The organism is Burkholderia sp. THE68 (genome assembly GCF_009938265.1).
Taxonomy (GTDB): domain Bacteria; phylum Pseudomonadota; class Gammaproteobacteria; order Burkholderiales; family Burkholderiaceae; genus Caballeronia.
Genome location: NZ_AP022317.1, coordinates 950022 through 973967 on the forward strand (window position 1 = coordinate 950022; position 23946 = coordinate 973967).

Consider the following 23946-nt stretch of genomic DNA (forward strand, 5'->3'; position numbering starts at 1 on the left):
GGAAAACTTTGAAAATGGCGAAGAGGCATGCTTTCGATAAGGCGCTCCGTATCCGATAAGATGGTGCGAACAAAAGTCGGCGATAACCCTATGTCATCTTCCTTCACGCTGCGCCAACTGAAGTACTTCGTCGCAACGGTGGACAACGGGAGCGTCGCCGAGGCGTCGCGGAAGCTGTTTATCGCGCAGCCATCGCTATCCGTCGCGATCAAGGGGCTGGAGGAAAGCTTCGGCACGCAACTCATCATTCGTCATCACGCGCAAGGCATTTCGCTGACGCCGGCCGGCGCGCGGTTTTACGAGCGCGCCAAGGCGCTGCTCGAGTCCGTCCATGAGTTCGAGCAGAATGCGCTCGCGGAAGGCGACATGTCATCGGGGCGCGTCGATATCGGATGCTTCGAGACCTTCGCGCCGCTCTATCTGCCGAGCCTGATTCGCGGCTTCAACGCTGTGTATCCCGGCATCGAAATCCGCGTGCGCGACGGCGATCAGGAAGAGCTTTTGCAAGGGCTCGATAAAGGCCGATTCGATCTCGTCCTCGTGTACGAACTCGGGCTCGACGATACGTTCTCCACGCACTTGCTGACGCGGGGCCAAGCGCCGTATGTCTTGTTGCCGGCGACGCACCGGCTTGCCGGAGCGGACAAGGCAAGTCTCTTCGATCTGTGCGACGAGCCGCTCATTCTGCTCGATGTCTCGCCGAGCAAGGACTATTTTCTCGGCCTGTTCGAACCCTACGGATTGACCCCGAGAGTGGGGTTCAGCTCGCCATCGCTCGAACTGGTTCGCGGCATGGTGGGCGAGGGATTCGGCTACTCGCTTCTGGTCACCCGCCCGCACGCGCCGACCACGTATGACGGACACGAAGTCGTCGCGGTCGAGATCGCGGAGCCGGTTGGCTGCTCGGGCGTCGTGGCTGCATGGCTCAAGCGCAATCAGTTGACCGTGCCCGCGCGCCTCTTCATGGAATACGCGGAGACACGGTTCAATTCGATGTCCGCCTGACCGAATGCCGAATCAGACCAGCGCCTGACTCGCGGCCGCCGCTCGGGCACGCAGCCAGTTGATGCTCGCGAACAGCAGCACCGCGAACACGATCAGCATGGTCGCAACCGCCAGAATAGACGGATCGATGGAATCCCTGATGCCGCTCCACATCTGTCGCGGCACCGTCTTCTGATCCGGCCCGCCGATGAACAGAATCACGATGACTTCGTCGAACGATGTCGCGAACGCGAACACGCTTCCCGTTGCGACCGCGGGCGTGATGAGCGGAAGCGTCACGCGCCTGAACGCGGCCCACGGCGGCGCGCCCAGTCCGGACGCCGCGCGCAAGAGACTCTGATCGAAGGACAGCAACGAAGCCGTCACCGTGATGACGACGAACGGCGTGCCGAGCGCGGCATGCGCAAGAATGACGCCAGGATAAGAGTTGACGAGGCCGAGCGGCGCGAACACGAGATAGAAGCCCGCAGCCACGACGACGATCGGCACGATCATCGGGGAAATGATGATCGGCATGACGATCGAGCGCAGCGGAAACTGCGTTCGCGACAAGCCGAGCGCCGCGAGCGTCCCGAGACACGTTGCGATCAACGTGGACGCCGCGCCGATGGCCACGCTGTTCAGCAGCGCGCGTTGCCAGTCCGGACTCGTCAGCGCCTGTTCATACCAGCGCAGCGAAAACCCTTGTAGCGGATACGAAAAGTAAGATCCCGAGTTGAACGAAAGCGGAATGATCGCGAGAATCGGCGCCACCAGAAAGAACAGCACGAGCGCGCAATGCACGCGCACCCAGCGGGAAGCGACGCGTTCCGTCAGCACCGTATTGCGTTTGTCTAACATGATCGTCCCTTTGGCTCGCGTGCTTCAACCGAAGCGCAGCCGGTCGATGCCGACAATGCGATTGAAGATGAAATAGAAGATCGCCGTGAAGATCACGAGATAAGCCGAGAGCGCGCCCGCGAGTCCCCAGTTGAGCTGCGTATTCGTCTGGATCGCGATGAGCTGGCTGATCATCTCGTCGCCCGCGCCGCCGAGCAGGGCAGGCGTGATGTAGTAGCCGAGCGCGAGCACGAACACGAGGAAGCATCCCGCGCCCACGCCCGGCAAGGTCTGCGGAATATAGACGCGCACGAAGGCTGTGAACGGATGCGCGCCAAGCGATTTCGCTGCGCGCAGATACACGGGCGGCACGCCCTTCATCACCGAGAAGATGGCGAGGATCATGTAAGGCAGCAGCACGTGCGTCATGCCGATCAACACGCCCGTGCGATTGAAGACGAGCGGCACGGGATGCGTCACGACGCCGAGACTCATCAACAGGCTGTTGACGACGCCGCCCGGTTGCAGAAGCACGTACCACGCCGTTGTGCGCACGAGCAGCGAAGTCCAGAACGGCACGATGACGAAAAGCATCAGCCGGTTGCTGCTTTTCTCGGGCAGATTCGCGAGCAGCCACGCAACGGGATAACCGAGCAGCAGACACAGCAATGTGACGGTGAAGCTGATCGATATCGTGCGCACGAATGCTTCGCGATACAGCGTCGCGTTCGCGGGAAGCGAGGCAATCGAGCCTTGCGGCGTCACTTTCGCGTCCACGGCATTCAGCAGATAGTCGGGCGTCGGCGATGTCGCGGCGCGCTTCAACAGACGCCACGTCTCCGGCGAATTCCAGCGATCGTCCAATTCGATCAGTGCCGGTTTCCACGCGACGGGTGCATCGTTGCGCACGCCGCGCGCCGTCTTCATCAGCAGGCTGCGGAATTCGGATTGCGCGAAGTTCATGCGCCTCGCGACGGTGCCGAGCTGTCCGCTTTGCTGCGCCTCCTTAAGTCCGGCCGCGAGCAGCGCGAACGTGTGCTCGTCCGGCACGCCGCGGCCGTCCCATGCGTCGAGCGCACGGGAAAGCGCAGGCATGCTGTCCGGCAATTCGCGATTCTCCACGCTGCGCGCGAGCAGCAGCGCGATGGGCGCGATGAACGTCGATAGCAGAAACACGATCAACGGAAGCGCCAGCAATAGCGCTCGAATCGATGCACGGCGTTGCGCCTTTTGGTAGGACGCGCGGCCGCCGGCTCTCGTCGGAGAGCCCGTGGCCGAGGCATGGGCCGTTACGGGCGTATGAGTAGTCACGGTCACAGCGGGCTCTCTCTCGATGGTGGTGTTACTGCGAGGCTGTCACTGCGTCAACCAGACCTGGAAGCGCTTGTTGATCTCGTCGGCGTTATCGGCCCAGAACGTCGGGTTTATCTGGATCGCGCGCTTGAAGTTATCCGGCGCGGTCGGCAGGTCGGCGAGCCGCTGCTTGTCGACGAGCGGGATCGCGTCCTTGCGCGGCGGCGCGTAGGCGATGTACTTCGAAAGATCGGCATACGCCTTCGGTTGCGATGCGGAAACGATGAACTTCGCCGCCGTATCCGCGTGCTTCGCGCCCGCCGGAATGCCCCACCATTCGTAGTCGTAGACCTGCGCATCCCAGACGATCTTGAAGGGCTTTTTGTCCTTCTTCGAGGCATCGTCGATGCGGCCGTTGTACGCCTGCGTCATCACGACGGCGCCGTCGGCGAGCAACTGCGGCGCCTGCGCGCCCGACTCCCACCACACGATGTTCTTCTTGATCGTGTCGAGCTTCTTGAATGCGCGGTCCACGCCGGCGGGCGTGCCGAGAACCTTGTAGACGTCTTTCGGATCGACGCCGTCGGCAATCAGCGCCCATTCCATCGAACCCTTCGGCGACTTGCGCAAACCGCGCTTGCCGGGGAATTTCTGCAAGTCGAAGAAATCGTTGATGGTGCTAGGCGCGGTCTTCAGCTTGCTCGCGTCATAGGCGTAGACCGTGGACCACACCATGCTCGCGACCGCGCAATCGCTGATGGAGCCAGGAATGAAATCGCTCGTATTGCCGAGCGTCTTCTTGTCGAACTTCTTGAGCAGCCCTTCGTCGCACGCGGTGATCGCGTCGTTGCTTTCGAGATCGATGAGATCCCATGTCGTGTTCTTCGCCTGTTCCATCGCGGAGAGCTTCGCGAGACCGCCGTCGTAGGATTCGAGCGAGAAGTTCACGCCGGTCGCCTGCGTGAACGGATCAAAATACGCCTTCTTCGCCGCCGCTTCATATGCGCCGCCGAACGTGACGACATTGAGCGTTTCAGCAGCCTGCGCCGAGACGGTGGCGAGGGCGGCTAAGGCGAGGGCGGCGCATTGTGCTTTGATGTGAGTGCGCATATCAGTTGGCTCCTGCGGGTGCGGTCGACATGATGGAAGGTGAGGGCGATGCGGGGGGCGGAACCGTGGGCGCGCTGCGAGGCACGCTCGCAGCGAGAATCTTGCAGTCGTCGTGACGCCAGGCCACCTCGATGGTGTCGCCGGCGGAAGGCAACGCGTGACGTTGCGTGTTGGGCACCTTCGCAACGAGCGCATCGCGCGATCCGAGCGTCAGATGTACGCGATGATGATCGCCGCAATACACGAGCTCCTGTACGCGCGCGCGCACGACGTTGCTGTGCGCATCCGCTTGCGTGCCTTCGGCGCTGTGGATATGCGCGCGTTCCGGGCGCAGCGCGAGCATCGCTTCGGCGCCTTCGCTCAGGCCTTGTTCGCAGCGTCCGCGAATGATGCTGCCATCGGAGAGCGCGAGCGTCGCCCAGCCGTCCTTCACCGTGACGACGCGTCCGCGCAGGCCGTTGTTCTCGCCCACGAAGTTCGCGACGAACGCGTTGTTGGCGTTCTCATACAACTCCGTGGGCGACGCGGCCTGCTGAATCCTGCCATCGGAGAAGACCGCGACGCGGTCCGACATGGTCAGCGCTTCCGCCTGATCGTGCGTCACATAGACGATGGTGAGCGACAGTTCGCGATGCAGCCGCATGATCTCGTACTGCATGGTTTCGCGCAGGCGCTTGTCGAGCGCGCCGAGCGGCTCGTCCATGAGCACCACGCTCGGCTCGAACACGAGTGCGCGCGCGAGCGCGACGCGCTGCTGCTGTCCGCCCGAAAGTTGCGCGGGACGCCGGTTCGCCAGATGCGGCAGTTCGATCATCTCCAGCGCGCGCTTCACGCGCGCTTTCTGTTCGGCGCGGCCCACGCGTCGCACGGACAACGGAAACGCGACGTTTTCCGCAATCGTCAGATGCGGAAACAGCGCGTAGTTCTGGAAGACCATGCCGATGTCGCGCTGATGCGGCGGCTTGTCGTCGAGGCGTCTTCCATCGAGACGAATCTCGCCTTGCGTGGGCGATTCGAAGCCGGCGAGCATCATGAGCGTCGTCGTCTTGCCCGAACCCGACGGACCGAGCAGCGACAGGAATTCGCCCTTTCGCACATCAAGGTTCAAGTCATCGACAACGTAGTTCGCGCCGTCGTACGACTTGCTCACGCCCGAGAACGAAATGAAGGATGGGTTTGACATCGTGATAGCGTCCTGACGGAAGTGCTTCGATTAGCGCGCGGCGAGCTTCGACGCGAGATATCGGGCGAAGTCATAGTTCGGGCGTTCGAGATGGCTCAGATGACCGGGCTTCGCGAGCGGCGCATTCACGCCTCGAAAAACCGCTTCCACGCCGCGTTTGTCTTCCGCGTTCACTTCGTCGAGCAGGGTCTTGAGCGTCGCCATGTGCGCATTGGCTTCCGGGTCGGCGATGAATTCAGGCGCGAGGCCGCCGCCGAAGCGGATATGTACCTTGCCCACGCCGCGCGGCTGCAACACGAGATACCAGAAGTAGCCCGGCGTGAGCGTGATGAGATGCGTCGGATAGACCGCGAGCAAGGCCGTGGTCTTGCGCCAGTGGCCTGTCAGCCGGTTGTTGTCCGGATGCGCATTGCCAATGGGAAGCGATGCTTCCTTGGTGATCCAGTGATAGTTGAATGCCGGATAACCCGGCGGGCATTCCATTTCTTCGAGTCGCGAATGCGGACCGACCGTTGCGCGATGCAGCATCGGCAGGTGATAACTTTCCATGAAGTTCTCGGCGAGGATCTTCCAGTTGGTGTCCCAGACGTGTTCTTCATGGAAGGTTTCGATGTAATCGGTCATGCCGTATGCATCGATCAGTTCGCTCAGTTGCGCGAGCTGCGTATGAACCGGCTGCGCGTTCTGATCGAGCGTGACGTAAATCCAGCCTTGCCATTCCTCGCAGCGAACGGCCGGCAGCTTATAGCTTTCCTTGCAGAATCCGGACTGCTGTTCCATGAGCGGCGCGCCCTTCAGCCCGCCGTCGAGTCCGTAATTCCACGCGTGATACGGACAGATGATCCGACGTATGTTGCCGCGCCCTTCGAGCAGCACCGACATGCGATGCAGACAGACATTCGACATCGCGCGCAGGGCCATTTGTTCGTCACGCAGCACGACGATCGGCTGATTCGCGATGCTCGCGGTCAGATAGTCGCCGGATTTGCCGAGCGCGCTCGCGCGGCCCACGCATTGCCATTCTTTCGAGAAGATTTCCCGCTCTTCCAGAGACAGGAATTCGGCTGATGTGTACACGCCAGGAGGCATTGCGCGCGCATCGCCGAATGGTCGCTCGCAGTTGGTTGCGAGTTCGTCGAGCAAAGCGCGTATTGCTGCTTGCCTGGTGGGGTTTTCCATGAGACGGCTCCTGAAGCAGAGTGCGGTTGCGCTGGCGGAGGATCGGCGCATTCATCGCATCGACTGGAGTTAATCTACCAAGCCAAATTACAAGTCAAAATATTGTTTTCGGATGCTAAAGCAAGGTTATGGCTATGCAAGGCGCGGGAAGTCGCTCTACTGCAGGCGCTTGTTACGCGTCGAGCTTGAGGCGCCGTATATAGCTTTCGCTGAAGGAAGAGAATCGCGACACCAGTTGACGCGGCTTCATCGTTTTCGATTGGGCGATGCCAAGCGTCGTCGCGTTGACGTTATCCCTAAAGTGCTTAATCAGGAATTCGCCGCCGTCCACGGTGCGCGTCGAACTCAGCGGGAAGTTCAGAATGCTGTAGCCCAGCCCGTTCGCCACCATGCCGCGCACCACTTCCGGTTGCGAAGAACGAAACGCAGGGACAGGGCGGCTTCCCACGGCATCGAACAGCGCCGCGAAGTAATCGCGGCTATGCGGCAGGTCCAGCATCACGTACGGTTCGTCTATCAGATCTTGCAGCGATACCTTTCGTGCGCGCGCCAGCCGGTGTGTCGCGGGAAGAATCGCGTACGGTGGCAAGGAAAGCAAGGGCGTGAAGGCGATGTCTTCGGTCAGATCGAGGCTATAGGTGAGCGCGATATCGAGCGAACCGTCGTGCAAGCCTTTAAGCAGTTCATCCTGATGCGCCTCGATGGTGCGAAAACTTATTCCGCCGTGCTCGCTCGTGAATCGGCTGATCAATCCGGGCATCAACGGCGGCGCGAGCGAGACAAGGCAGCCGAGCGCGATCGATCCCGTCATGCCGCCGTCCATTTCGGTGGCGGCCATTTGCAGTTCTTCCGCGAACTTCAGGAGATTGCGCGCCTGCCCGAGAAGATCGCGCCCCGCCTGAGTCAGCGACAGACCGCTCGCGTGATGCCGGATGAACAACTGAACGCCGAACGAGATCTCGAGATCGGCCAATGCAGTCGAGATGGACGGCTGCGAAATGTGCAGGCGTCTCGCCGCGGCCGTGAAAGACAGCACTTCCGCCGTCACCACGAAGTATCGCAACTGACGCAGTGAGTAACGCAGCGGCTGATTTTCCATGGGCTTGGCTCCCAGTTGACGGCGTCAGATGGATCGCATTGTGAAGTGATCAAAAATGACTGCATAGGTAGAACCGATGCTTTGCATTTTTTTAATATATTTTTCGGATTCTGCAAGCGAGCGTAGATTGCTATCCGAAAGCACACGCATGGTGCACCGAAGCCGCAAAGGGCCGAAGGGATCGCAAACCGAACTCCGCTTCTTCGAAGGACTCACCCATGACAGTCGAAATAAAGGCAACAGACACGCTCGTTGTGGGCGCCGGGCAGGCTGGCATCGCCATGAGCGAACATCTGAGCAGGATTGGCGTTCCGCATATCGTGCTGGAACGCGATCGCATCGCAGAACGCTGGCGCACGGGCCGGTGGGACTCGCTCGTGGCCAACGGACCTGCATGGCACGATCGTTTCCCTAATCTCGAATTCGCGGATGTCGACCCCGATAGTTTTGCGGGGAAGGAACAGGTCGCCGATTACTTCGTCGCCTATGCGAAGAAGTTCGAAGCGCCGATTCGAACCGGCATCGAAGTGAAGCGAGTCGTGCGCAATGTCGGACGACCGGGTTTTACCGTCGATACGTCTGATGGAACCTTTGAAGCGAATCGCGTGGTGGTCGCGACCGGGCCGTTTCAGCGCCCCGTGATTCCGCCGATCGCGCCGAAAACCGCCGCGCTCACGCAGATTCATTCCGCCGACTATCGCAATCCGCAGCAATTGCCCGAAGGCGGTGTGCTGGTGGTCGGTGCGGGATCGTCGGGCGTGCAGATCGCCGATGAATTGCATCGCTCGGGCCGGCGCGTGTATCTGTCGGTCGGCGCGCACGATCGTCCGCCGCGTGGTTATCGCGGACGCGATTTCTGCTGGTGGCTCGGCGTGCTCGGCGAATGGGACGCGGAAGTGATGAAGCCCGGGCGCGAGCATGTGACGATCGCGGTAAGCGGCGCGCGCGGCGGCCATACGGTCGATTTCCGGCGACTCGCGCATCAGGGCGTCACGCTGACTGGTCTGACGAAATCGTTCGACGATACTCGCGTCACTTTCGAAGCCGATCTCGCCGATAACATTCGTCGCGGCGACGAGAACTATCTGTCGCTGCTCGATGCCGCCGATGCCTATGCGCAACGCAACGGCCTCGATCTTCCCGAAGAGCCCGAGGCGCGCAATATCCCCGAAGATCCGGAATGCATGAAGCATCCGTTGCTCGAACTCGATCTGGCTAAGGAAGGCGTGACGTCGATCATCTGGGCGACGGGTTATGCGGTCGATTTCAACTGGCTGCAAGTCGATGCATTCGATGAACAGGGCAAGCCGAAACATCAGCGCGGCGTCGCCAAAGAACCGGGCATCTATTTCCTCGGCTTGCCGTGGCTGTCGCGCCGTGGTTCCGCGTTCATCTGGGGCGTGTGGCACGACGCGAAACATGTTGCCGATCACATCGCCACGCAGCGCAAGTACCACGCTTATTACGACGTGCCGCATCGTCCGGCGGACGAGAAGCGCGTGGAAAGCGTCGAGAGCGCGCCCGGTGCATCGCGTGTTCACACCTTAAGCGAGATGGGCGTCAACTGATTACCAATCCATTCAGAATCCAGCATCAAGGTGCATTCGATGAGCCAACCCACCCATACCCGTATCCGCATGTTCAACACGAAGGATACGTACCCGAATCAAACGCTCGATAACGATCTTTGCCAGGCCGTGCGCGCGGGCAATACAATTTATGTGCGCGGTCAGATCGGCACGGATTTCGACGGCAATCTCATCGGCCTCGGCGATCCGCGCGCGCAGGCCGAGCAGGCCATGAAGAACGTGAAGCAGTTGCTCGAAGAAGCGGGCAGCGATCTGTCGCACGTCGTGAAGACGACGACCTATCTCACCGATGTGCGTTTTCGCGAGCCGGTGTATCGCGAAGTCGGCAAATGGCTGAAGGGCGTGTTCCCCATTTCGACGGGACTCACCGTCGTCGCGCTCGGTCAGCCGGAATGGCTGATGGAGATCGACGTGATCGCCGTCATCCCCGATGGATGGACGCCGCCTCAGGCTTGAGCCCAAGAAGGAGCGCACATGACTTTTTCTATCGTCGGACGATGTGAAGAGACCGGGCAACTCGGCATCGCAATCAGTTCATCCAGCATCGCGGTCGGCGCTCGTTGTCCTTGGGTGCGCGCGGGCGTCGGCGTGGTCGCGACGCAGAACGTGACGCTGCCCGCGCTTGGTTCGATGATCCTCGATCATATGGAACGCGCGAGGCTCGATCCTGCCGGAGCGCTCGATCGCGCGCTGGCCGAGAGTGAATGGAACGAGTATCGTCAAGTGACGGTGGTCGATGCGCAGGGACGCACTGCGTTCTTTAGCGGCAAACAGGCGCTCGGAACCTATCACGCGGTCGCGGGCAACCAATGCGTCGCGGCGGGCAACATGCTCGCGGGCACCCACGTGATCGAAGCGATGATTCCGGCGTTCGAGAACGAATCGGGTCATCTCGCGGATCGCTTGCTCGCGGCGATGCACGCGGCGATTGCGGCGGGCGGCGAAGCGGGACCGGTGCATTCGGCGGCGCTGAAGATCGCGGGCGAGCAAAGCTGGCCGCTCGTCGATCTGCGTGTCGACTGGGCGGATGATGATCCTATCGGCAAGCTCGATGGATTGTGGCAAGCGTATAAACCGCAAATGCAGGACTACGTGACGCGCGCGTTGAACCCGACCGCCGCGCCGAGCTACGGAGTGCCGGGCGATGAATGAGATGACGAGCCGCGATCTGCTCGAACGCCTGATTGGCTTCGCGACGGTCAGCCGCGATTCAAACCTGAAGCTGATCGAGTTCATTCGCGATTACCTCGTGCAATTCGATATCGAATGCGAGTTGTTTTATAACGCGGAGCGCACGAAGGCGAATCTGTTCGCGACCATCGGACCGCGCGATCGCGGCGGCATCGTGTTGTCGGGTCATACGGATGTCGTGCCAGTCGATGGCCAGGCGTGGAGCGTCGATCCGTTCAAGCTGAGTGAGAAGGAAGGACGGCTTTACGGACGCGGCGCGGCCGATATGAAGGGCTATCTCGCATCGGTATTGGCAGCGGTGCCATTGTTCGTCGAGCGTGAGTTGAAGATACCGGTGCATCTCGCGTTCTCCTTCGACGAAGAAATCGGATGCCTCGGCGTGCGGCCGATGCTCGCGGAACTGGAGAAGCGTAAGCACAAGCCTTTGTTATGCCTCATCGGCGAGCCGACCGAATTGAAGCCCGTGCTCGGCCATAAGGGCAAACTCGCGATGCGCTGTCAGGTGAAAGGCGCGCCTTGTCATTCCGCGTACGCACCGTACGGCGTGAACGCGATTCAATATGCGGCGCAGCTCATCAATCGTCTGGAAGAAATCGGCGAGCGGCTTGCGCAACCCGAGCATCGCGACGAGCGTTTCGATCCGCCGTATTCGACGGTGCAGACGGGCGTCATCAAAGGCGGCCGCGCGCTCAACATCGTGCCGGCAGAATGCGAGTTCGATTTCGAAGTGCGTTCGCTGCCGGGCTTCGACGCGAACGAAGTCGCCGACGATTTGCAGTCGTATGCGCAAGCCGCCTTGCTGCCGAAGATGCGCGCGGTGAAACATGATGTGGATATTCGTCTTGAACCGCTATCCGCCTATCCGGGACTCGCGACGCCGCCTGACAGCGAGGCGGCGCGCATTCTGACGGCGCTTTGTGGCTCGGACGAGTTCGGCACCGTTGCGTTCGGAACGGAAGGCGGACTGTTCAATCACGTCGGCATTCCAACGGTCGTTTGCGGACCGGGCAGCATGGATCAAGGGCATAAACCCGACGAGTATGTGACGATCGAACAACTCCGAGATTGCGATACGATGATGGAGCGCGTAGTGCGGTACGCCGCCTCTGGCGCTTTCTGATACATCTTGCTCTGAAGTCCCGCAGTAGACACCGGCAGAAAAATTGACTAAATTCGGAGGACCGACCGATCCGAGAGGGATAAGGCGGCGTGATGCCATGGAGAGAGATCATGTGTAGCAACGATCTTCCTTCTCGTGCGCGGGGACGAGAACTGCCCAACGCGAAGAATGCCCGCCCCGAATGCGCTTCGGGAAAAAGAACCGATTTACCGCGGACGGCAGGGGAATGGGCGCTGGCCATTGCGCTGCCAGTTGGCGCAGCACTCTTGATTGTCCTCGCAAAGCTATGGGTGTCCCGCTAGCCTATAGCTGAAGGGCGCCCGATGTGCGCTGCACACACTGCTCCTACAACAAGGCCGTTCAAATCGACCCGCGCCGTTTATCCGGTAAGGATACCCAGTTTCGCGCGCCGACGGAACTGGCATCGGGCGACACCAGCGAACGGCGCGCCACCGCTTCCAGAAACGCATTCAGCAACGGATGGGGCACGCCATCACGCGACGACAGTTCGGGATGCCCCTGCATGCCGGCAAAGAACGGATGCTTATCGGCCTCGATAGCATCGGCGATCGAGCCGCTCTCGTCGTGCGCGCTGACGGTCACGCCGAGCGTCGCGAGCGGCGCTTCGAGCGCCGGATTGAGCCTGTAGCGATGATTGCAGAGAATGCTTGCCTGCGCGCCGAGAATGGCCGCGATACGCGATCCCGGCACTAGGTTTATCGGCCGCATGCCTAAGCGATGCAGCAGCACGCCATCCTCGCCAACATGAATCGGCTCGAAGCTGGCGACGCGCGCATCGGACTGTGCTTCCTTCATGCCGATCTCATCGCTCTTCAACGCGAGCCGCGCGATGGCCGTCGCCATCGACTGCATGCCGAGACACAAACCCACGACCGGAATCGACGCTAGCCAGCCGAAACGCGCGGCCTCGATCTGTCCCGCCACGTGCGCCATGTTCGCGCCGCTTGGCAATAGAATGCCGTGTGCATCGGCGAGCAAAGTTTCTGCGTTGTCGCGGTCGATGTCCTGCGCCGCGATGAAGCGTACGTCGAGAGCGAGGCCGAGCGCATCGGCGGCGTCACCGAGGGCGGCGAGCGTCGCGGGGTATTGCTGATGCTGGTCGCACTCACGGCCTATCAGCGCAATCGTCATGGACGGCCCGCTCGCGCGCGATGCGGCTTCCTGCGTGGATCGCCATCTGCCATAGCGATCCCGATGCGCTTGCAAAACCACGCCCGAACCATCTTCGACGAGCTGTGCGCTATCGGCTTCATGAACGACGCGCAACATCTCCACGTCTTCGGCGCATTGCGTAGGAAACGCATCGAAGGATTGCACGAGAAGCCCGATATCGCGCGTGCGCGCCAGCGCAAAAATCTCATGGCATGGTTCGCCAGCGTCGGGCAGGCCGGTGCGCGTGCGCCAGATCAGACCGCTCGCGATTAACCGTCCATCCGCTGTGACGTGCTGATGCGCATCGGGAAACCGCTGTTCGTCGAAATGCACGCCAGTGCAGCGGAGTTCGGCATTCAAAGTCCGGGCGAACAGCGCGGGAAGGGCGCCGAATTGCGCCGGCTCGGGGGTAGCGTCTTCGATGAGATAGAGCATGGAAGGCCATCCGATAAAAAGAAAAACCCGCAACACGGCACACGTGTCGCGGGCGTGGCGTCTGGTGCATAGGCTCTTCAGACCGCGGCGACAGCGGGTGTCAACGCCGCACACGCTGTCTCGATGCGCCAGCACGCGTCGCACGGCGTGGACATCGGAACAGCATACGCGATCCGCACATGGTCTCCACGCCGAACGCGCTACCGTACGCCACGCCGACATACGCCGCCTCCAGCAGATAGTTGGCGAAGTCGAGATTGGTAGCGATGACATCGCTTGAAAGCGTAGCAGCGCCTATCGCGCCCGAGCAGTTCGCGAAGGTGTAGAACGCGCCATCGAGTGCATCGCAGCGCAGGCCGGGGCAGCGTGCCACGGTACCGACCGCGAGATCGCGGCAGTCGGGGGCCCTTGATTTCCGTACACGTTCCGGGTCAGGCGCGTCCGGGTCCGACACTGCTTTGCCTTTTGCGCTTAAATATATATACGCAATCGCGCAATCAGCACCTCATGCAACTGCTCCCAGACGCCGGCGGCCTGCCAGTTGCTCGAACGCGACGCCAGCAACTCATGCCGCTGACTGACCCGCGTCGGGTCTTGAACTTAGTGAATGGCGAATAGCTGAGAAGCTTGCCTGGCGTTGCAGCGCGCAGGCACAGTGTTACTGCGTGCGGTGAACCGCGAGTCGAGCTAACGTCGCAGGCAACATGCTGTCGAGCCGCGCACGACCAAGTGCGGCTCCGACGCTGTGAGCAGACGCCATCGCCGATTACTACGATCGGCTGCGCGCTGAGGTTCCTCGATCATCTCGCGTAGCAATGCAACGGCCAAGCCCGCAGCCTCGACAGTGGGCACCGCGACCGTGGTAAGGGGGGGCCGCCATTGCTGCGCCAGAAGGATATCCGTGATGCCCACGATCGAAAGATCGTGCGGTACGGAGCGACCCATATCGGCTGCCGCGTCGATGGCGCCGAGCGCAGGAAGATCATTGGTCGCGAAGATGGCCGTGATGCCGGCGTCGCGCGCGAGCAATTCGAACGTGGCCGAATACCCGCCTTGCACGGTGTCCGGTGCGTGGATCGTGTTCGCGGTCACGATGTCCAGTCCCGCTCCGCGCATGGCGTCGACAAAGCCGTCGTAGCGAGAGGCGTGAATGCCCATCGACTTACTGCCGACGATCGCGCCGATGCGCGTGTGCCCGAGTTCGATCAGATGCTGTCCGGCGAGCTTGCCCGCCAGCCTGAAATCGACTGCGACGCATGGCAGTCCCGGCGGATCGTCGGGACGTTCCCACATGCACAACACCACAGGCGTGCCATTGGCCTGCGTCGTATGCAGATCGTCGAAGTCGAGATTTGCGTTCATCACCAATACGCCTTCCGACAGCGTCCCCGCAATCTGCTGAAGGATCGCACGGCCCGCCAGCGGATCTTCATTGGTGTTGCAGATGATGACGAAATGCCCGCTCTCACGTGCGGCGCGTTCGACCGCTAGTGCGAACTCCGGATAGAAAGGATTCGCAATGCTGGACACCATGAGCGCGAGAGTCGGCGCGCGTCCCTCGGCCAGTGCCCGTGCCGTGAGGTGAGGGCGGTAATCGAGCGCGGCAACCGCTTCGAGCACGCGCTGGCGCGTCTCTTCGCCGACCCGGCCGCGATTGCGCAATACGTTCGAGACCGTGGCGGCCGTGACGCCGGCACGCCGGGCGACTTCGTTGAGTGTGGGCATCGCGCTTCGCCAGAAAATCACTATGTGGGAGGTGCTCTCATTATTTGCTTCGTCTTCAAAGGCACGGCACCATGCGTCAAACCATCAAAACGATTCACGGAGACAATCATGCAAATGCTGCTTGCGACGGTACTCTTCTCTCGCTTGATTAAGCGCTTAATCTCCGCGTTCGGCTAATTAGATCACGGAGTTCAGGCGATGGCGAGTATTTCCTTGAAAGGCGTGCAGAAGGCCTACGGCAGCAACGCGCCGGTGATTCGCAATGTCGATCTCGAGATCGGCAAGAGCGAATTCTGCGTATTTCTCGGTCCTTCGGGATGCGGCAAGTCCACCTTGCTACGCATGATCGCCGGTCTCGAAGATCTCACCGATGGCGACTTGCTGATCGATTCACGCGTGGTCAACGACGTGCCGGCCGCCGAGCGCGGCGTGGCGATGGTCTTTCAAAGCTACGCGCTGTTTCCTCATATGACGGTCTACGAGAACATGGCCTTCGGGCTCAAGCTCGCCAAGAAGTCGAAAGGGGAAATCGATCAGCGCGTACGCGAAGCCGCGCGCATTCTGCAACTGGATGCGCTGCTCGAACGCAAACCGCGCGAACTGTCGGGCGGTCAGCGTCAGCGCGTGGCGATCGGCCGCGCGATCGTGCGCGAGCCGGGCGTATTCCTTTTCGATGAACCTCTCTCCAATCTCGACGCCACGCTGCGCGGCCAGACGCGTATCGAGATTGCAAGGCTGCACAAGCAGTTCGCAAGCGCCAGCGTCGTCTACGTGACGCACGATCAGACCGAGGCGATGACGCTCGCAGACAAGATCGTTCTGCTGCACGCCGGCGCGGATACCGAACGTCTCGGCAGCATCGCGCAGGTGGGTGCGCCGCTCGAGTTGTATCACCGTCCCGCGAGCCGCTTCGTTGCGGGTTTCATCGGCTCGCCGCGCATGAATTTTCTGGCGGCGAAAGTGAGCGCGATCGATTCTCATGGCGTGAGCGTAACGCTCGATCACACCGGCGAAGCGGTGACCATTGCCGTCGATGGCAGCGCTCTGCAGGAGCAGCAGTCCGTCACGCTCGGCGTGCGTCCCGAGCATCTCGAACTCGGTGCGGGCGATCGTTCGAAAGGCGAGGCGACACTCGCGCGCACGGTCTCGCTGACCGAACATCTCGGCGAACACAGCTACGTGCATCTCGACGAACCCGGTGGCGATGTGCTCATCGCCAAAGTGCCCGGCAACGCGACGATCGAACGAGGACAGCGCGCGAGCTTCGTCGTGCGCCCGCATACCTGCCATCTCTTTACTGCCGATGGCTTCACCGTCACGCCACTCAGCGCCTTCGCACACACTGCATAAGGGAAGACACATGCGCCTCGGAGTTTGCTATTACCCGGAACACTGGCCGGAATCGATGTGGGAGGACGACGCGCGCCGTATGAAGGCGCTCGGTATCGCACAGGTGCGGATCGCGGAATTCGCGTGGAGCCGGATCGAGCCAACGCCTGGCGAATATGACTGGGACTGGCTCGATCGCGCCGTCAATGTGCTCGGACAGGCAGGACTCGAAGTCGTGATGTGCACGCCGACCGCGACGCCGCCGAAGTGGCTGATCGACCGCCATCCGGACATTCTGCCGGTCGGCGCCGATGGGCGTCCGCGCGCATTCGGTTCGCGTCGTCACTACGATTTCTCGTCGCCGTCGTATTTCGAGGCATCCCGTGTGATCTGCGAGGCGGTCGCGCAGCGGTACGGCAACCATCCCGCCGTCGCGTATTGGCAGACGGACAACGAGTACGGCTGCCATAACACGGTCGTTAGTTATTCGGGCGCTGCCGTACAGCGTTTTCGCCAATGGCTGAAAGCGCGCTACAAGACCATCGACGCGCTGAACCGCGCGTGGGGCACCGTGTTCTGGAGCATGGAATATCGCAGCTTCGACGAGATCGACGCACCCATTGCAACGGTGACGGAAGCGCATCCCTCGCATCGGCTGGACTACCGGCGCTTCGCCTCCGATGAAGTCGCGCGCTACAACCGCATGCAGGTCGAGATCATTCGCGCGCATTCGCCGGGACGGCCGATCGCGCATAACTTCATGCAGCTTTTTACCGAGTTCGATCACTATCCTGTCGCGCGCGATCTCGATATCGCGACATGGGACAGTTATCCGCTGGGCGCGCTCGAAGAACAATGGTTTGCGCCCGAAGTGAAGCAGAAGTATCTGCGCACTGGGCATCCGGACTTCGCGTCCTTCAATCACGATGTCTATCGCGGCATGTCGAAGCTGCCGTTCTGGGTGATGGAGCAGCAGCCGGGTCCGGTGAACTGGGCGCACTGGAATCCGTCGCCGCTCCCGGGCATGGTGCGGCTGTGGTCGTGGGAAGCCTTTGCGCACGGCGCGGGCTGCGTGTCCTACTTCAGATGGCGTCAGGTGCCGTTCGCGCAGGAGCAGATGCACGCAGGCCTCAATACGCCGGACAATCGGCTCGACATGGGCGGCAGCGAAGCAGCGACGGTTGCGCACGAAATCGCGCAGGTCGAAGCCGCGCATGCCGATGCGAATGCCGATGTACGCGGCAAGGTCGCGCTGGTGTGGGATTACGAAGCGAAGTGGCTGTTCGAGATTCATCCGCAGGGCGCAGACTTTTTCTATCCGCGCTTTGCGTTCGAGTATTACTCGGCGTTGCGTTCGCTCGGCTTCGATGTGGATATCGTGTCCGCGCATGCGCCGCTCGATGGCTATGCGATGGTCGTCGTGCCTCCGCTGCCGATCGTGCCCGGCGATTTCGCGGCGCGGCTCGCGGCATCGGGCGCGCATGTCGTGCTGGCGCCCCGGACCGGATCGAAGACCGACAGCCTGCAGATTCCGCATAATTTGCCGCCGGGACCGCTGGCGACCGTGTTGCCCGTTCGCGTGTGGCGTGTCGAATCGATGCGGCCCAATGTGACGGAGTCCGTGCAAGTCAACGGCGATGCGGCAGGCAATGGCCATGCACGGCACTGGCGCGATCTGATCGAACTCGCGGATGCGCAACACGCCACGATTCACGCGCGTTTCGCGGACGGTCATCCCGCTTACGTTCAAAGCGGCAAGATGCATTACTTCACCAGCATCTTCGATGAAAGTCTCACACGGACGCTATTTGCTCGTATCGCCAGCGAAGCAGGTTTGTCCCCGACGCCGCTGGGCAACGATGTTCGCGTGAGCCGTCGCGGCCGCATCGCCTACGTCTTCAATTATTCGAACGCGACGCACACGATCGATGGTGTCACCGATGATCGTTTCGTCATCGGCACACGAGAAGTCGCGCCGCAAGGCGTGGCCGCTTATCGCATGGCTTGAGGAAGCACAGCAGAAACGTTCCACATACGAAAACGATCAGGAGACGAGAATGTCAGCAAGAAGCCTAAAAACACGCATGAGCATCGCCGCCACAACGCTCGCCCTTACGCTAGGCGTGACGTCGTTCGCGACGACCGCCGCTCAGGCTGCGACCATGACCATCAATATCGCGTTCAAGGGCGCGAGCCAGCGCGCGGTGTGGCAGGAAGTCGTCGATGCGTTCAAGAAAGCGCATCCCGATGTCGATGTGAAAGTCTCGTTCGTCGATGAAGAAGCCTACAAGGTGCAATTGCCGGGCTGGCTGTCGACCGTTGCCCCCGATGTGGTGAACTGGCACAACGGCGAGCGCATGGCGTATTACGCGAAGCGCGGCCTGTTCGAAGACCTGAGCGGTGACTGGAAGAAGAACGGCTGGGACAGCATGTATGCATCGACCAAGGAATCGTCGACATACAACGGAAAGCAGTACGCCGCGCCGACCGTGTATTACTCGTGGGGCCTTTTCTATCGGAAGGATCTGTTCCAGAAAGTCGGCATCACGGAGGAGCCGAAAACCTGGGACCAGTTGATGGACGCGTGCAAGAAGCTGAAGGCCGCGGGTATCACACCGTTCGCCGTCGGCGGGCGCGATGCCTGGACGCTGGCCGGCTGGTTCGATTATCTCGACCTGCGCTTGAACGGCAATGCGTTCCATCAGCAATTGATGGCAGGCAACGTGCCCTACACCGATCCGCGCGTGAAGAAGGTTTATACGGCGTGGAAACAGTTGCTCGACGATCACGATTTCATCGACAACTCGCTCTCCTATGACCTCGATGCCGCGCAGCCGTTCCTGTTCCAGGGCAAGGCCGCAATGATGCTGATGGGCACTTTCATCACTGGCGGCTTTCCGGCGAACGTGAAGCCGAACATGGGCTATTTCCAGTTCCCGATCATCGACTCCAAGGTGCCGACGGCAGAGGACGGCCCGGTCGAATCGCTGCACATTCCGGCACGCGCCAAGAACAAGGCCGACGCGCATGCGTTTCTCGCTTTCGTCGAATCGCCCGAGATGGGGGCGAAGCTCGCGCAGGGTTTGGGCTCGTTGTCCGCGAACAGCAAGTCGCCGGAACCGGAAGATCCCATTTCGAAAATCGGCTTCCAGATTCTGTCCAATACCAAGGGTGGTATCGCGCAGTTCTACGATCGCGACATGACCAAGGAGATGGCCGACGAAGGGATGAAGGGCATGCAGCAGTTCGTGTCCGACCCCTCGCAGCTCGACAGCATCCTCGCGCAGCTCGAACAGACGCGCAAACGCATCTACAAGAAGTAGAGACGTGGGAAATGAGCGCGCGACATGCATGTGTCGCGCGCCATCGCAACGCTCAGGAGACACGTCGTGCCGCATTCCGTCACACGTCAGGACTTAGGCGATTCGCCGCACAAGCCGCATGTGCCGCCGCATATGCCTCCGCATATGCCTCATTCGCCGCGCGCGTCCACTAAACGACGCGGACCGTCACCGACGGCGCGAAGACAGCGCAAGGCAGCGTTTTTGTTTCTTGCGCCGGCTTGCGTCATGGTCGGCATCTATGTCATCTGGCCGATTCTGTCGTCCATCTGGCTCAGCTTCCATGCTTGGGACGGCATGACGGAGAAGACCTTCGTCGGGCTCGACAACTACATCGAACTGTTCCATGCGCCGACCTTCTATACCGCGCTGAAGAACAACCTCATCTGGCTCGTGCTGTTCCTGCTCGCGCCGACGATGGGGTTGGCGGTTGCGTTATATCTGAATCAGGCTGTCGCGGGCATTCGCATCGTGAAGTCGCTGTTTTTTGCGCCGTTCGTGCTGTCGGGCGTAGTCGTCGGGCTGATCTTCTCGTGGTTCTACGATCCGACCTTCGGCCTGCTCGCCGTGATACTTGGTCATGGAGTGCCCGTGCTCGGCGATGCACACTACGCGACCTTCGGCATCGTGTTCGCGGCGCTGTGGCCGCAAACCGCCTACTGCATGATTCTGTATCTCACGGGTCTCACCGCGCTCAACAGCGAACAACTCGAAGCCGCTCGCATGGAAGGCGCGAAGGGCTGGACGATGCTCTGGCATGTGGTGCTGCCGCAATTGCGCCCGGTGACCTTCATGGCGATCGTCGTGACCGTGATCGGTGCGCTGCGCAGCTTCGACCTGATTTCCGTCATGACCGGCGGCGGTCCGTTCGAAAGCTCGACGGTGCTCGCTTATTACATGTACGACCAGGCGATCAAGTATTACCGCATCGGCTATTCGGCCGCAATCGCCGTGGTGCTGTTCGCGATCATGCTGGTGTACATCGTCTATCACCTGCGCCGCATGCTGCGCAACGAACTCTAAGGGGCTCGCATGTATCCGATTCCCGTACAGAAGTGGAAGCCCGTCAGCCGGCGCCTGTACAAACTGTCGCTGCCCGTCGCGCTGCTGATCTGGCTCTTGCCTATGATCGCGGTGCTGGTCACGTCCGTGCGTTCGAGCGAAGAGTTGAGCCTCGGCAATTACTGGGGCTGGCCGCAGCATATCGCGCTCGTGGCCAACTATCGCGAGGCGCTGACCGCGTCGCCGATGTTGCATTACTTCATGAACAGCGTGCTGATCACGGTGCCGGCCGTGCTGGGCGCGATCGCGCTCGCCGCGATGGCGGGCTTCGCGCTGGCGATCTATCGCTTTCCGGGCAACACGGGTTTGTTTGCGACCTTCGTGGCGGGCAATTTCGTGCCGATTCAGATTCTGATGATTCCGGTGCGAGACCTGTCACTGAGTCTGGGCTTGTTCAACACCGTCGGCGCGCTGATTCTGTTTCACCTGTCGTTTCAGACCGGTTTTTGCACGCTGTTCCTGCGCAACTTCATCAAGCAGCTGCCGTTCGAACTGATCGAGGCGGCGCGCATCGAGGGCGCGGGCGAGTGGACGGTGTTCGTGCGAATCGTGCTGCCGCTGATTCGTCCGGCGCTGGCCGCCTTGACGATTCTGGTCTTCACCTTCGTCTGGAACGACTATTTCTGGGCGCTTTGTCTGACGCAAGGCGACGATGCGGCGCCGATCACAGTCGGTGTCGCCGCGTTGAAGGGGCAGTGGACGACGGCGTGGAATCTCGTTTCCGCGGGTTCCATTCTCGCCGCGCTGCCATCGGTTGCGATGTTCTTCGCGATGCAAAAGCATTTCGTCGCGGGTCTGACGTTTGGTGCGACCAAAGGCTAGGGTATGGGTGCCCGTCAGGGTTCGCTACGCGCGCCCGCACCGCTCATAGACGAGCACCGCTGCCGCCAGGTCTTCGAGCGCCGTTCCTACTGCCTTGAAGACCGTGCGTTCCGTGTCGTTGGCGCGGCCGGACGCTTGCTGGCGGCACAGCGTTTCCAGCGTCGGCCAACGCTGCGGATCGGTGATGATTCTGCGCTGCAGTGGACCCAGCAGGTCGCCGGACTTCTGGAACGCTTCCGACGTATCGACGAACGTCGTGGCGTTCATGAAGCACGCGTCGTCGGCTTCGCGCATCGCGGGCGTGAAGCTGCCGATCAGGTCGAGATGCGAGCCCGGCGCGAGCCATTCGCCGCGCACGACCGGTTCGGTGGCGAGCGTCGCGCAGGTCACGACATCGGCGCGCGCCACGCTTTCCGGCAGATTGCCGGCGACGCGCGCATGGAAGCCGAGTTCGTTCAGACGCGCGACGAGACGTTCCGATGCCGCGGGAACCGCGTCCCATACGTCGACTTCGCGAATCGGCAGCACGGCGCGATACGCCTGCGGCACGAGACTGCCCACGCGGCCCGCGCCGAGCAGCGTCATGCGCGTGGCGTCCTTGCGCGCGAGATAGCTTGCCGCAAGAGCAGACGCCGCCGCCGTGCGGCGCGATGTTATCTCGTTGCCGTCGAGCTGCGCGAGCGGCGCGCCGGTGCGGGCGTCGTAGAGCACATAGGTCGAATGCAGGCCCGGCAGGCTGAGCGCAACGTTGCCGGGAAATACGTTGACGGTTTTGATGCCGAGATAACGTCCCTCCTGCCACGCGGGCATGATGAGCACGGTGCCCTGGTCGCTTTCCGTCTCGATCTTGTGGTTGTGACGAAGCGGCACGTGAGCCCCCTCGATGAACGTCTCGCGTAAGGCGTCGATCAGTTCGGGGAAGGGCAGTGCCTCACGCGTGACGGTCGAATCCAGAATCTTCATTGGAAGACTTTCCTTGTGGTGTTTTTAGGGCATGACGGGTGCGTGGTAGGTCAGCGTCGGCGCGAGCGTCCACAGCAAGAACACCACGAGGGGGATATGCACAATGAGCTGCGTGAACGTGAAGCCGACCACATCTTTCGCGCGCAGTCCAAGCACGCCGAGCAGCGGCAGCATCCAGAAGGGATTGATCAGGTTGGGCAGCGCTTCGGCCGCGTTGTAGATCTGTACGGCCCAGCCGAGATGCACCTGCAGGGACTTGGCCGCTTCGATCACGTAAGGCGCTTCGATGATCCATTTGCCGCCGCCCGACGGCACGAAGAAGCCGAGGATCGCGGAGTACACGCCCATCACTGCGGGAAACGAGCCCTGCGATGAGATCGCGACGAAGAAGTGCGCGAGATGGTCCGACAAGGGCAGGCCGCCGGGCGCCGCCGCTTTGGTGAGGATGAAAGCGATGCCACCGTAGAGCGGAAACTGGATCAGCACGCCCGCCGTCGACGGCACGGATTTCGCAACCGCATTCAGGAAGCGGCGCGGGCGCCAGTTCAGCAGCATGCCGAGCAGGATGAAGACGAAGTTGTACGTGTTGAGGTTCGAGATCGCGAGCAGCGGGTTCTTCGTCGTGAACTCATGGCCGATCCACACGCTGCCGAGCAGCACGAGCAGGATCGTCACGAGCGGGCTGTATTCGAGCCACTCGCCGGGGCGTGCGGGTTTCACCAGGTTCATGTCGACGTCGTCGAGCGGCACGCCCAGGTCCTGCGCCGTGCGTGCACGATCGCCGACCGGTGCGGACAGGCCCGCGATGGCGACCGACACGACGGTGAGCGCGGCGACGATCAGCATCGATTGCGGCAGGAAGATGGTTTCCGAAAACGGAATCACCCCGGTGATCGCGAGCAGCGCTTTCGGCAGGCTGTCGGCGTTGGCCTGCAACTGCGCAGCCGACGAACTCAGGCCCAGCGCCCACGTCGCGCCCATGCCGAGATAGGCCGCGGCTCCCGCAGCGCGATAGTCCATCCGCAGATCGGTGCGGCGGGCCAGCGCGCGCACCAGCAGGCCGCTGAAAACGAGGCTGATCGCCCAGTTGAACAGCGACAGGCCGATGCTCACGAATGCGACGAACATCACCGCGCTGCGTGCGCTCTTCGGCAGGCGCGCGAGCCACGCAATCGCCTTCGACGCGGGCGGCGAGACGGCGACGACGTAGCCCGAGATCGCCACGATGGCCATCTGCATCGTGAAGGGAATGAGGCTCCAGAAGCCGTCGCCGAATGCGATGCTCACGCGCTGCACCGGTGCGCCGATCGCCAGCGCACCCAGCGCCACGACGATGACTGCGATCGCCGCGAAAATGTACGCATCGGGAAACCACCGTTCGGCCCAGCGCGTTACGCGCGCAGCCATGCGCTCCATTGTGTTGCCATCGTCCGATGCCGGCGGTAGCGGCTTTGCCTGTGTGACCTGTTCCATGCTGATGTCTCCTGTCAAGCGCGCTTGCGAGTGTG

The 23946-nt window shown here is 61.6% G+C and carries 21 protein-coding genes and 1 pseudogene; 10 read left to right on the top strand and 12 right to left on the bottom strand.

From position 1 onward, the window contains the following. The first annotated feature begins 90 nt into the window (after positions 1 to 90). Positions 91 to 1005, top strand: a complete 915-nt coding sequence (locus BTHE68_RS25675; protein ID WP_162069071.1) for a LysR family transcriptional regulator — start codon at positions 91 to 93, stop codon at positions 1003 to 1005. Positions 1006 to 1017: 12 nt separating this feature from the next. On the opposite strand, the gene BTHE68_RS25680 is transcribed toward BTHE68_RS25675, so the two are convergent. From BTHE68_RS25680 to BTHE68_RS25705, 6 genes are all read right to left on the bottom strand, one after another. Further along, entirely contained in the window at positions 1018 to 1845 is an 828-nt protein-coding gene (locus BTHE68_RS25680) for an ABC transporter permease (protein ID WP_162069072.1), read from the bottom strand. 24 nt (positions 1846 to 1869) lie between these two features. Further along, the gene (locus BTHE68_RS25685; protein ID WP_162069198.1) at positions 1870 to 3135 is read right to left on the bottom strand and encodes an ABC transporter permease; all 1266 of its coding nucleotides are present in this window, start codon (positions 3133 to 3135) and stop codon (positions 1870 to 1872) included. Positions 3136 to 3180: 45 nt separating this feature from the next. After that, the gene (locus tag BTHE68_RS25690; protein WP_162069073.1) at positions 3181 to 4227 is read right to left on the bottom strand and encodes an ABC transporter substrate-binding protein; all 1047 of its coding nucleotides are present in this window, start codon (positions 4225 to 4227) and stop codon (positions 3181 to 3183) included. Position 4228: 1 nt separating this feature from the next. Further along, the gene (locus tag BTHE68_RS25695) at positions 4229 to 5410 is read right to left on the bottom strand and encodes an ABC transporter ATP-binding protein (RefSeq protein WP_162069074.1); all 1182 of its coding nucleotides are present in this window, start codon (positions 5408 to 5410) and stop codon (positions 4229 to 4231) included. Between the two features lie 30 nt (positions 5411 to 5440). After that, on the bottom strand, positions 5441 to 6589 hold the full coding sequence (locus BTHE68_RS25700; protein WP_162069075.1) for an SRPBCC family protein: 1149 nt from the start codon (positions 6587 to 6589) through the stop codon (positions 5441 to 5443). A gap of 172 nt (positions 6590 to 6761) precedes the next feature. Then, complete coding sequence (locus BTHE68_RS25705; protein WP_162069076.1) at positions 6762 to 7688, bottom strand: LysR family transcriptional regulator; 927 nt, start codon at positions 7686 to 7688, stop codon at positions 6762 to 6764. A 218-nt stretch (positions 7689 to 7906) separates the two neighbouring features. Between BTHE68_RS25705 and BTHE68_RS25710 the strand changes: the two genes are divergently transcribed. The 4 genes from BTHE68_RS25710 to argE are packed head-to-tail and all read left to right on the top strand — an operon-like array spanning position 7907 to position 11588. Next, positions 7907 to 9256, top strand: coding sequence for a flavin-containing monooxygenase (locus BTHE68_RS25710; protein WP_162069077.1), 1350 nt, complete (start codon positions 7907 to 7909; stop codon positions 9254 to 9256). Between the two features lie 39 nt (positions 9257 to 9295). Continuing rightward, positions 9296 to 9733: a RidA family protein gene (locus tag BTHE68_RS25715; protein WP_162069078.1), complete on the top strand. Its 438-nt coding sequence runs from the start codon at positions 9296 to 9298 to the stop codon at positions 9731 to 9733. Between the two features lie 18 nt (positions 9734 to 9751). Next, positions 9752 to 10429, top strand: a complete 678-nt coding sequence (locus tag BTHE68_RS25720) for a DUF1028 domain-containing protein (RefSeq protein WP_162069079.1) — start codon at positions 9752 to 9754, stop codon at positions 10427 to 10429. Continuing rightward, positions 10422 to 11588 carry an acetylornithine deacetylase gene (argE, locus tag BTHE68_RS25725; protein ID WP_162069080.1) on the top strand — a complete coding sequence of 389 codons (1167 nt, stop codon included), beginning with the start codon at positions 10422 to 10424 and terminating at the stop codon, positions 11586 to 11588. The genes BTHE68_RS25720 and argE overlap by 8 nt, the downstream gene beginning before the upstream one ends. A gap of 360 nt (positions 11589 to 11948) precedes the next feature. On the opposite strand, the gene BTHE68_RS25730 is transcribed toward argE, so the two are convergent. From BTHE68_RS25730 to BTHE68_RS25740, 4 genes and pseudogenes are all read right to left on the bottom strand, one after another. Further along, entirely contained in the window at positions 11949 to 13196 is a 1248-nt protein-coding gene (locus tag BTHE68_RS25730; protein WP_162069081.1) for a glutamine amidotransferase-related protein, read from the bottom strand. 100 nt (positions 13197 to 13296) lie between these two features. Further along, on the bottom strand, positions 13297 to 13569 hold the full coding sequence (locus BTHE68_RS25735) for a hypothetical protein (protein ID WP_162069082.1): 273 nt from the start codon (positions 13567 to 13569) through the stop codon (positions 13297 to 13299). A gap of 110 nt (positions 13570 to 13679) precedes the next feature. Continuing rightward, a pseudogene (locus tag BTHE68_RS36660) lies at positions 13680 to 13780 on the bottom strand (IS5/IS1182 family transposase); the annotation flags it as partial. 103 nt (positions 13781 to 13883) lie between these two features. Next, entirely contained in the window at positions 13884 to 14921 is a 1038-nt protein-coding gene (locus BTHE68_RS25740; protein ID WP_162069083.1) for a LacI family DNA-binding transcriptional regulator, read from the bottom strand. A 198-nt stretch (positions 14922 to 15119) separates the two neighbouring features. On the opposite strand from BTHE68_RS25740, the gene BTHE68_RS25745 reads away from it, so the two are divergent. From BTHE68_RS25745 to BTHE68_RS25765, 5 genes are all read left to right on the top strand, one after another. Continuing rightward, positions 15120 to 16271: an ABC transporter ATP-binding protein gene (locus tag BTHE68_RS25745; protein ID WP_162069084.1), complete on the top strand. Its 1152-nt coding sequence runs from the start codon at positions 15120 to 15122 to the stop codon at positions 16269 to 16271. Positions 16272 to 16281: 10 nt separating this feature from the next. Further along, entirely contained in the window at positions 16282 to 18258 is a 1977-nt protein-coding gene (locus tag BTHE68_RS25750; RefSeq protein WP_162069085.1) for a beta-galactosidase, read from the top strand. Between the two features lie 76 nt (positions 18259 to 18334). After that, positions 18335 to 19573 (top strand): ABC transporter substrate-binding protein, encoded by a 1239-nt coding sequence (locus BTHE68_RS25755; RefSeq protein WP_232078099.1) that lies wholly within the window; start codon positions 18335 to 18337, stop codon positions 19571 to 19573. A gap of 132 nt (positions 19574 to 19705) precedes the next feature. Continuing rightward, positions 19706 to 20614: a carbohydrate ABC transporter permease gene (locus tag BTHE68_RS25760; RefSeq protein ID WP_232078100.1), complete on the top strand. Its 909-nt coding sequence runs from the start codon at positions 19706 to 19708 to the stop codon at positions 20612 to 20614. Positions 20615 to 20623: 9 nt separating this feature from the next. After that, complete coding sequence (locus BTHE68_RS25765; protein WP_061178032.1) at positions 20624 to 21475, top strand: carbohydrate ABC transporter permease; 852 nt, start codon at positions 20624 to 20626, stop codon at positions 21473 to 21475. A 24-nt stretch (positions 21476 to 21499) separates the two neighbouring features. Here BTHE68_RS25765 and lhpI read toward each other — a convergent pair whose 3' ends face one another. Both lhpI and BTHE68_RS25775 read right to left on the bottom strand, forming a co-directional pair. Then, positions 21500 to 22438: a bifunctional Delta(1)-pyrroline-2-carboxylate/Delta(1)-piperideine-2-carboxylate reductase gene (gene lhpI, locus BTHE68_RS25770; RefSeq protein ID WP_162069088.1), complete on the bottom strand. Its 939-nt coding sequence runs from the start codon at positions 22436 to 22438 to the stop codon at positions 21500 to 21502. A 24-nt stretch (positions 22439 to 22462) separates the two neighbouring features. Then, on the bottom strand, positions 22463 to 23911 hold the full coding sequence (locus BTHE68_RS25775; protein WP_162069089.1) for a short-chain fatty acid transporter: 1449 nt from the start codon (positions 23909 to 23911) through the stop codon (positions 22463 to 22465). Between the last annotated feature and the right edge of the window lie 35 nt (positions 23912 to 23946).

Coding starts and splice junctions, on each gene's coding strand:
- BTHE68_RS25675 (WP_162069071.1), top strand. CDS start 91: ATGTCATCTTCCTTCACGCTGCGCCAACTGAAGTACTTCGTCGCAACG.
- BTHE68_RS25680 (WP_162069072.1), bottom strand. CDS start 1,845: ATGTTAGACAAACGCAATACGGTGCTGACGGAACGCGTCGCTTCCCGC.
- BTHE68_RS25690 (WP_162069073.1), bottom strand. CDS start 4,227: ATGCGCACTCACATCAAAGCACAATGCGCCGCCCTCGCCTTAGCCGCC.
- BTHE68_RS25695 (WP_162069074.1), bottom strand. CDS start 5,410: ATGTCAAACCCATCCTTCATTTCGTTCTCGGGCGTGAGCAAGTCGTAC.
- BTHE68_RS25700 (WP_162069075.1), bottom strand. CDS start 6,589: ATGGAAAACCCCACCAGGCAAGCAGCAATACGCGCTTTGCTCGACGAA.
- BTHE68_RS25705 (WP_162069076.1), bottom strand. CDS start 7,688: ATGGAAAATCAGCCGCTGCGTTACTCACTGCGTCAGTTGCGATACTTC.
- BTHE68_RS25710 (WP_162069077.1), top strand. CDS start 7,907: ATGACAGTCGAAATAAAGGCAACAGACACGCTCGTTGTGGGCGCCGGG.
- BTHE68_RS25715 (WP_162069078.1), top strand. CDS start 9,296: ATGAGCCAACCCACCCATACCCGTATCCGCATGTTCAACACGAAGGAT.
- BTHE68_RS25720 (WP_162069079.1), top strand. CDS start 9,752: ATGACTTTTTCTATCGTCGGACGATGTGAAGAGACCGGGCAACTCGGC.
- argE (WP_162069080.1), top strand. CDS start 10,422: ATGAATGAGATGACGAGCCGCGATCTGCTCGAACGCCTGATTGGCTTC.
- BTHE68_RS25730 (WP_162069081.1), bottom strand. CDS start 13,196: ATGCTCTATCTCATCGAAGACGCTACCCCCGAGCCGGCGCAATTCGGC.
- BTHE68_RS25740 (WP_162069083.1), bottom strand. CDS start 14,921: ATGCCCACACTCAACGAAGTCGCCCGGCGTGCCGGCGTCACGGCCGCC.
- BTHE68_RS25745 (WP_162069084.1), top strand. CDS start 15,120: ATGGCGAGTATTTCCTTGAAAGGCGTGCAGAAGGCCTACGGCAGCAAC.
- BTHE68_RS25750 (WP_162069085.1), top strand. CDS start 16,282: ATGCGCCTCGGAGTTTGCTATTACCCGGAACACTGGCCGGAATCGATG.
- BTHE68_RS25755 (WP_232078099.1), top strand. CDS start 18,335: ATGAGCATCGCCGCCACAACGCTCGCCCTTACGCTAGGCGTGACGTCG.
- BTHE68_RS25760 (WP_232078100.1), top strand. CDS start 19,706: ATGCCTCCGCATATGCCTCATTCGCCGCGCGCGTCCACTAAACGACGC.
- BTHE68_RS25765 (WP_061178032.1), top strand. CDS start 20,624: ATGTATCCGATTCCCGTACAGAAGTGGAAGCCCGTCAGCCGGCGCCTG.
- lhpI (WP_162069088.1), bottom strand. CDS start 22,438: ATGAAGATTCTGGATTCGACCGTCACGCGTGAGGCACTGCCCTTCCCC.
- BTHE68_RS25775 (WP_162069089.1), bottom strand. CDS start 23,911: ATGGAACAGGTCACACAGGCAAAGCCGCTACCGCCGGCATCGGACGAT.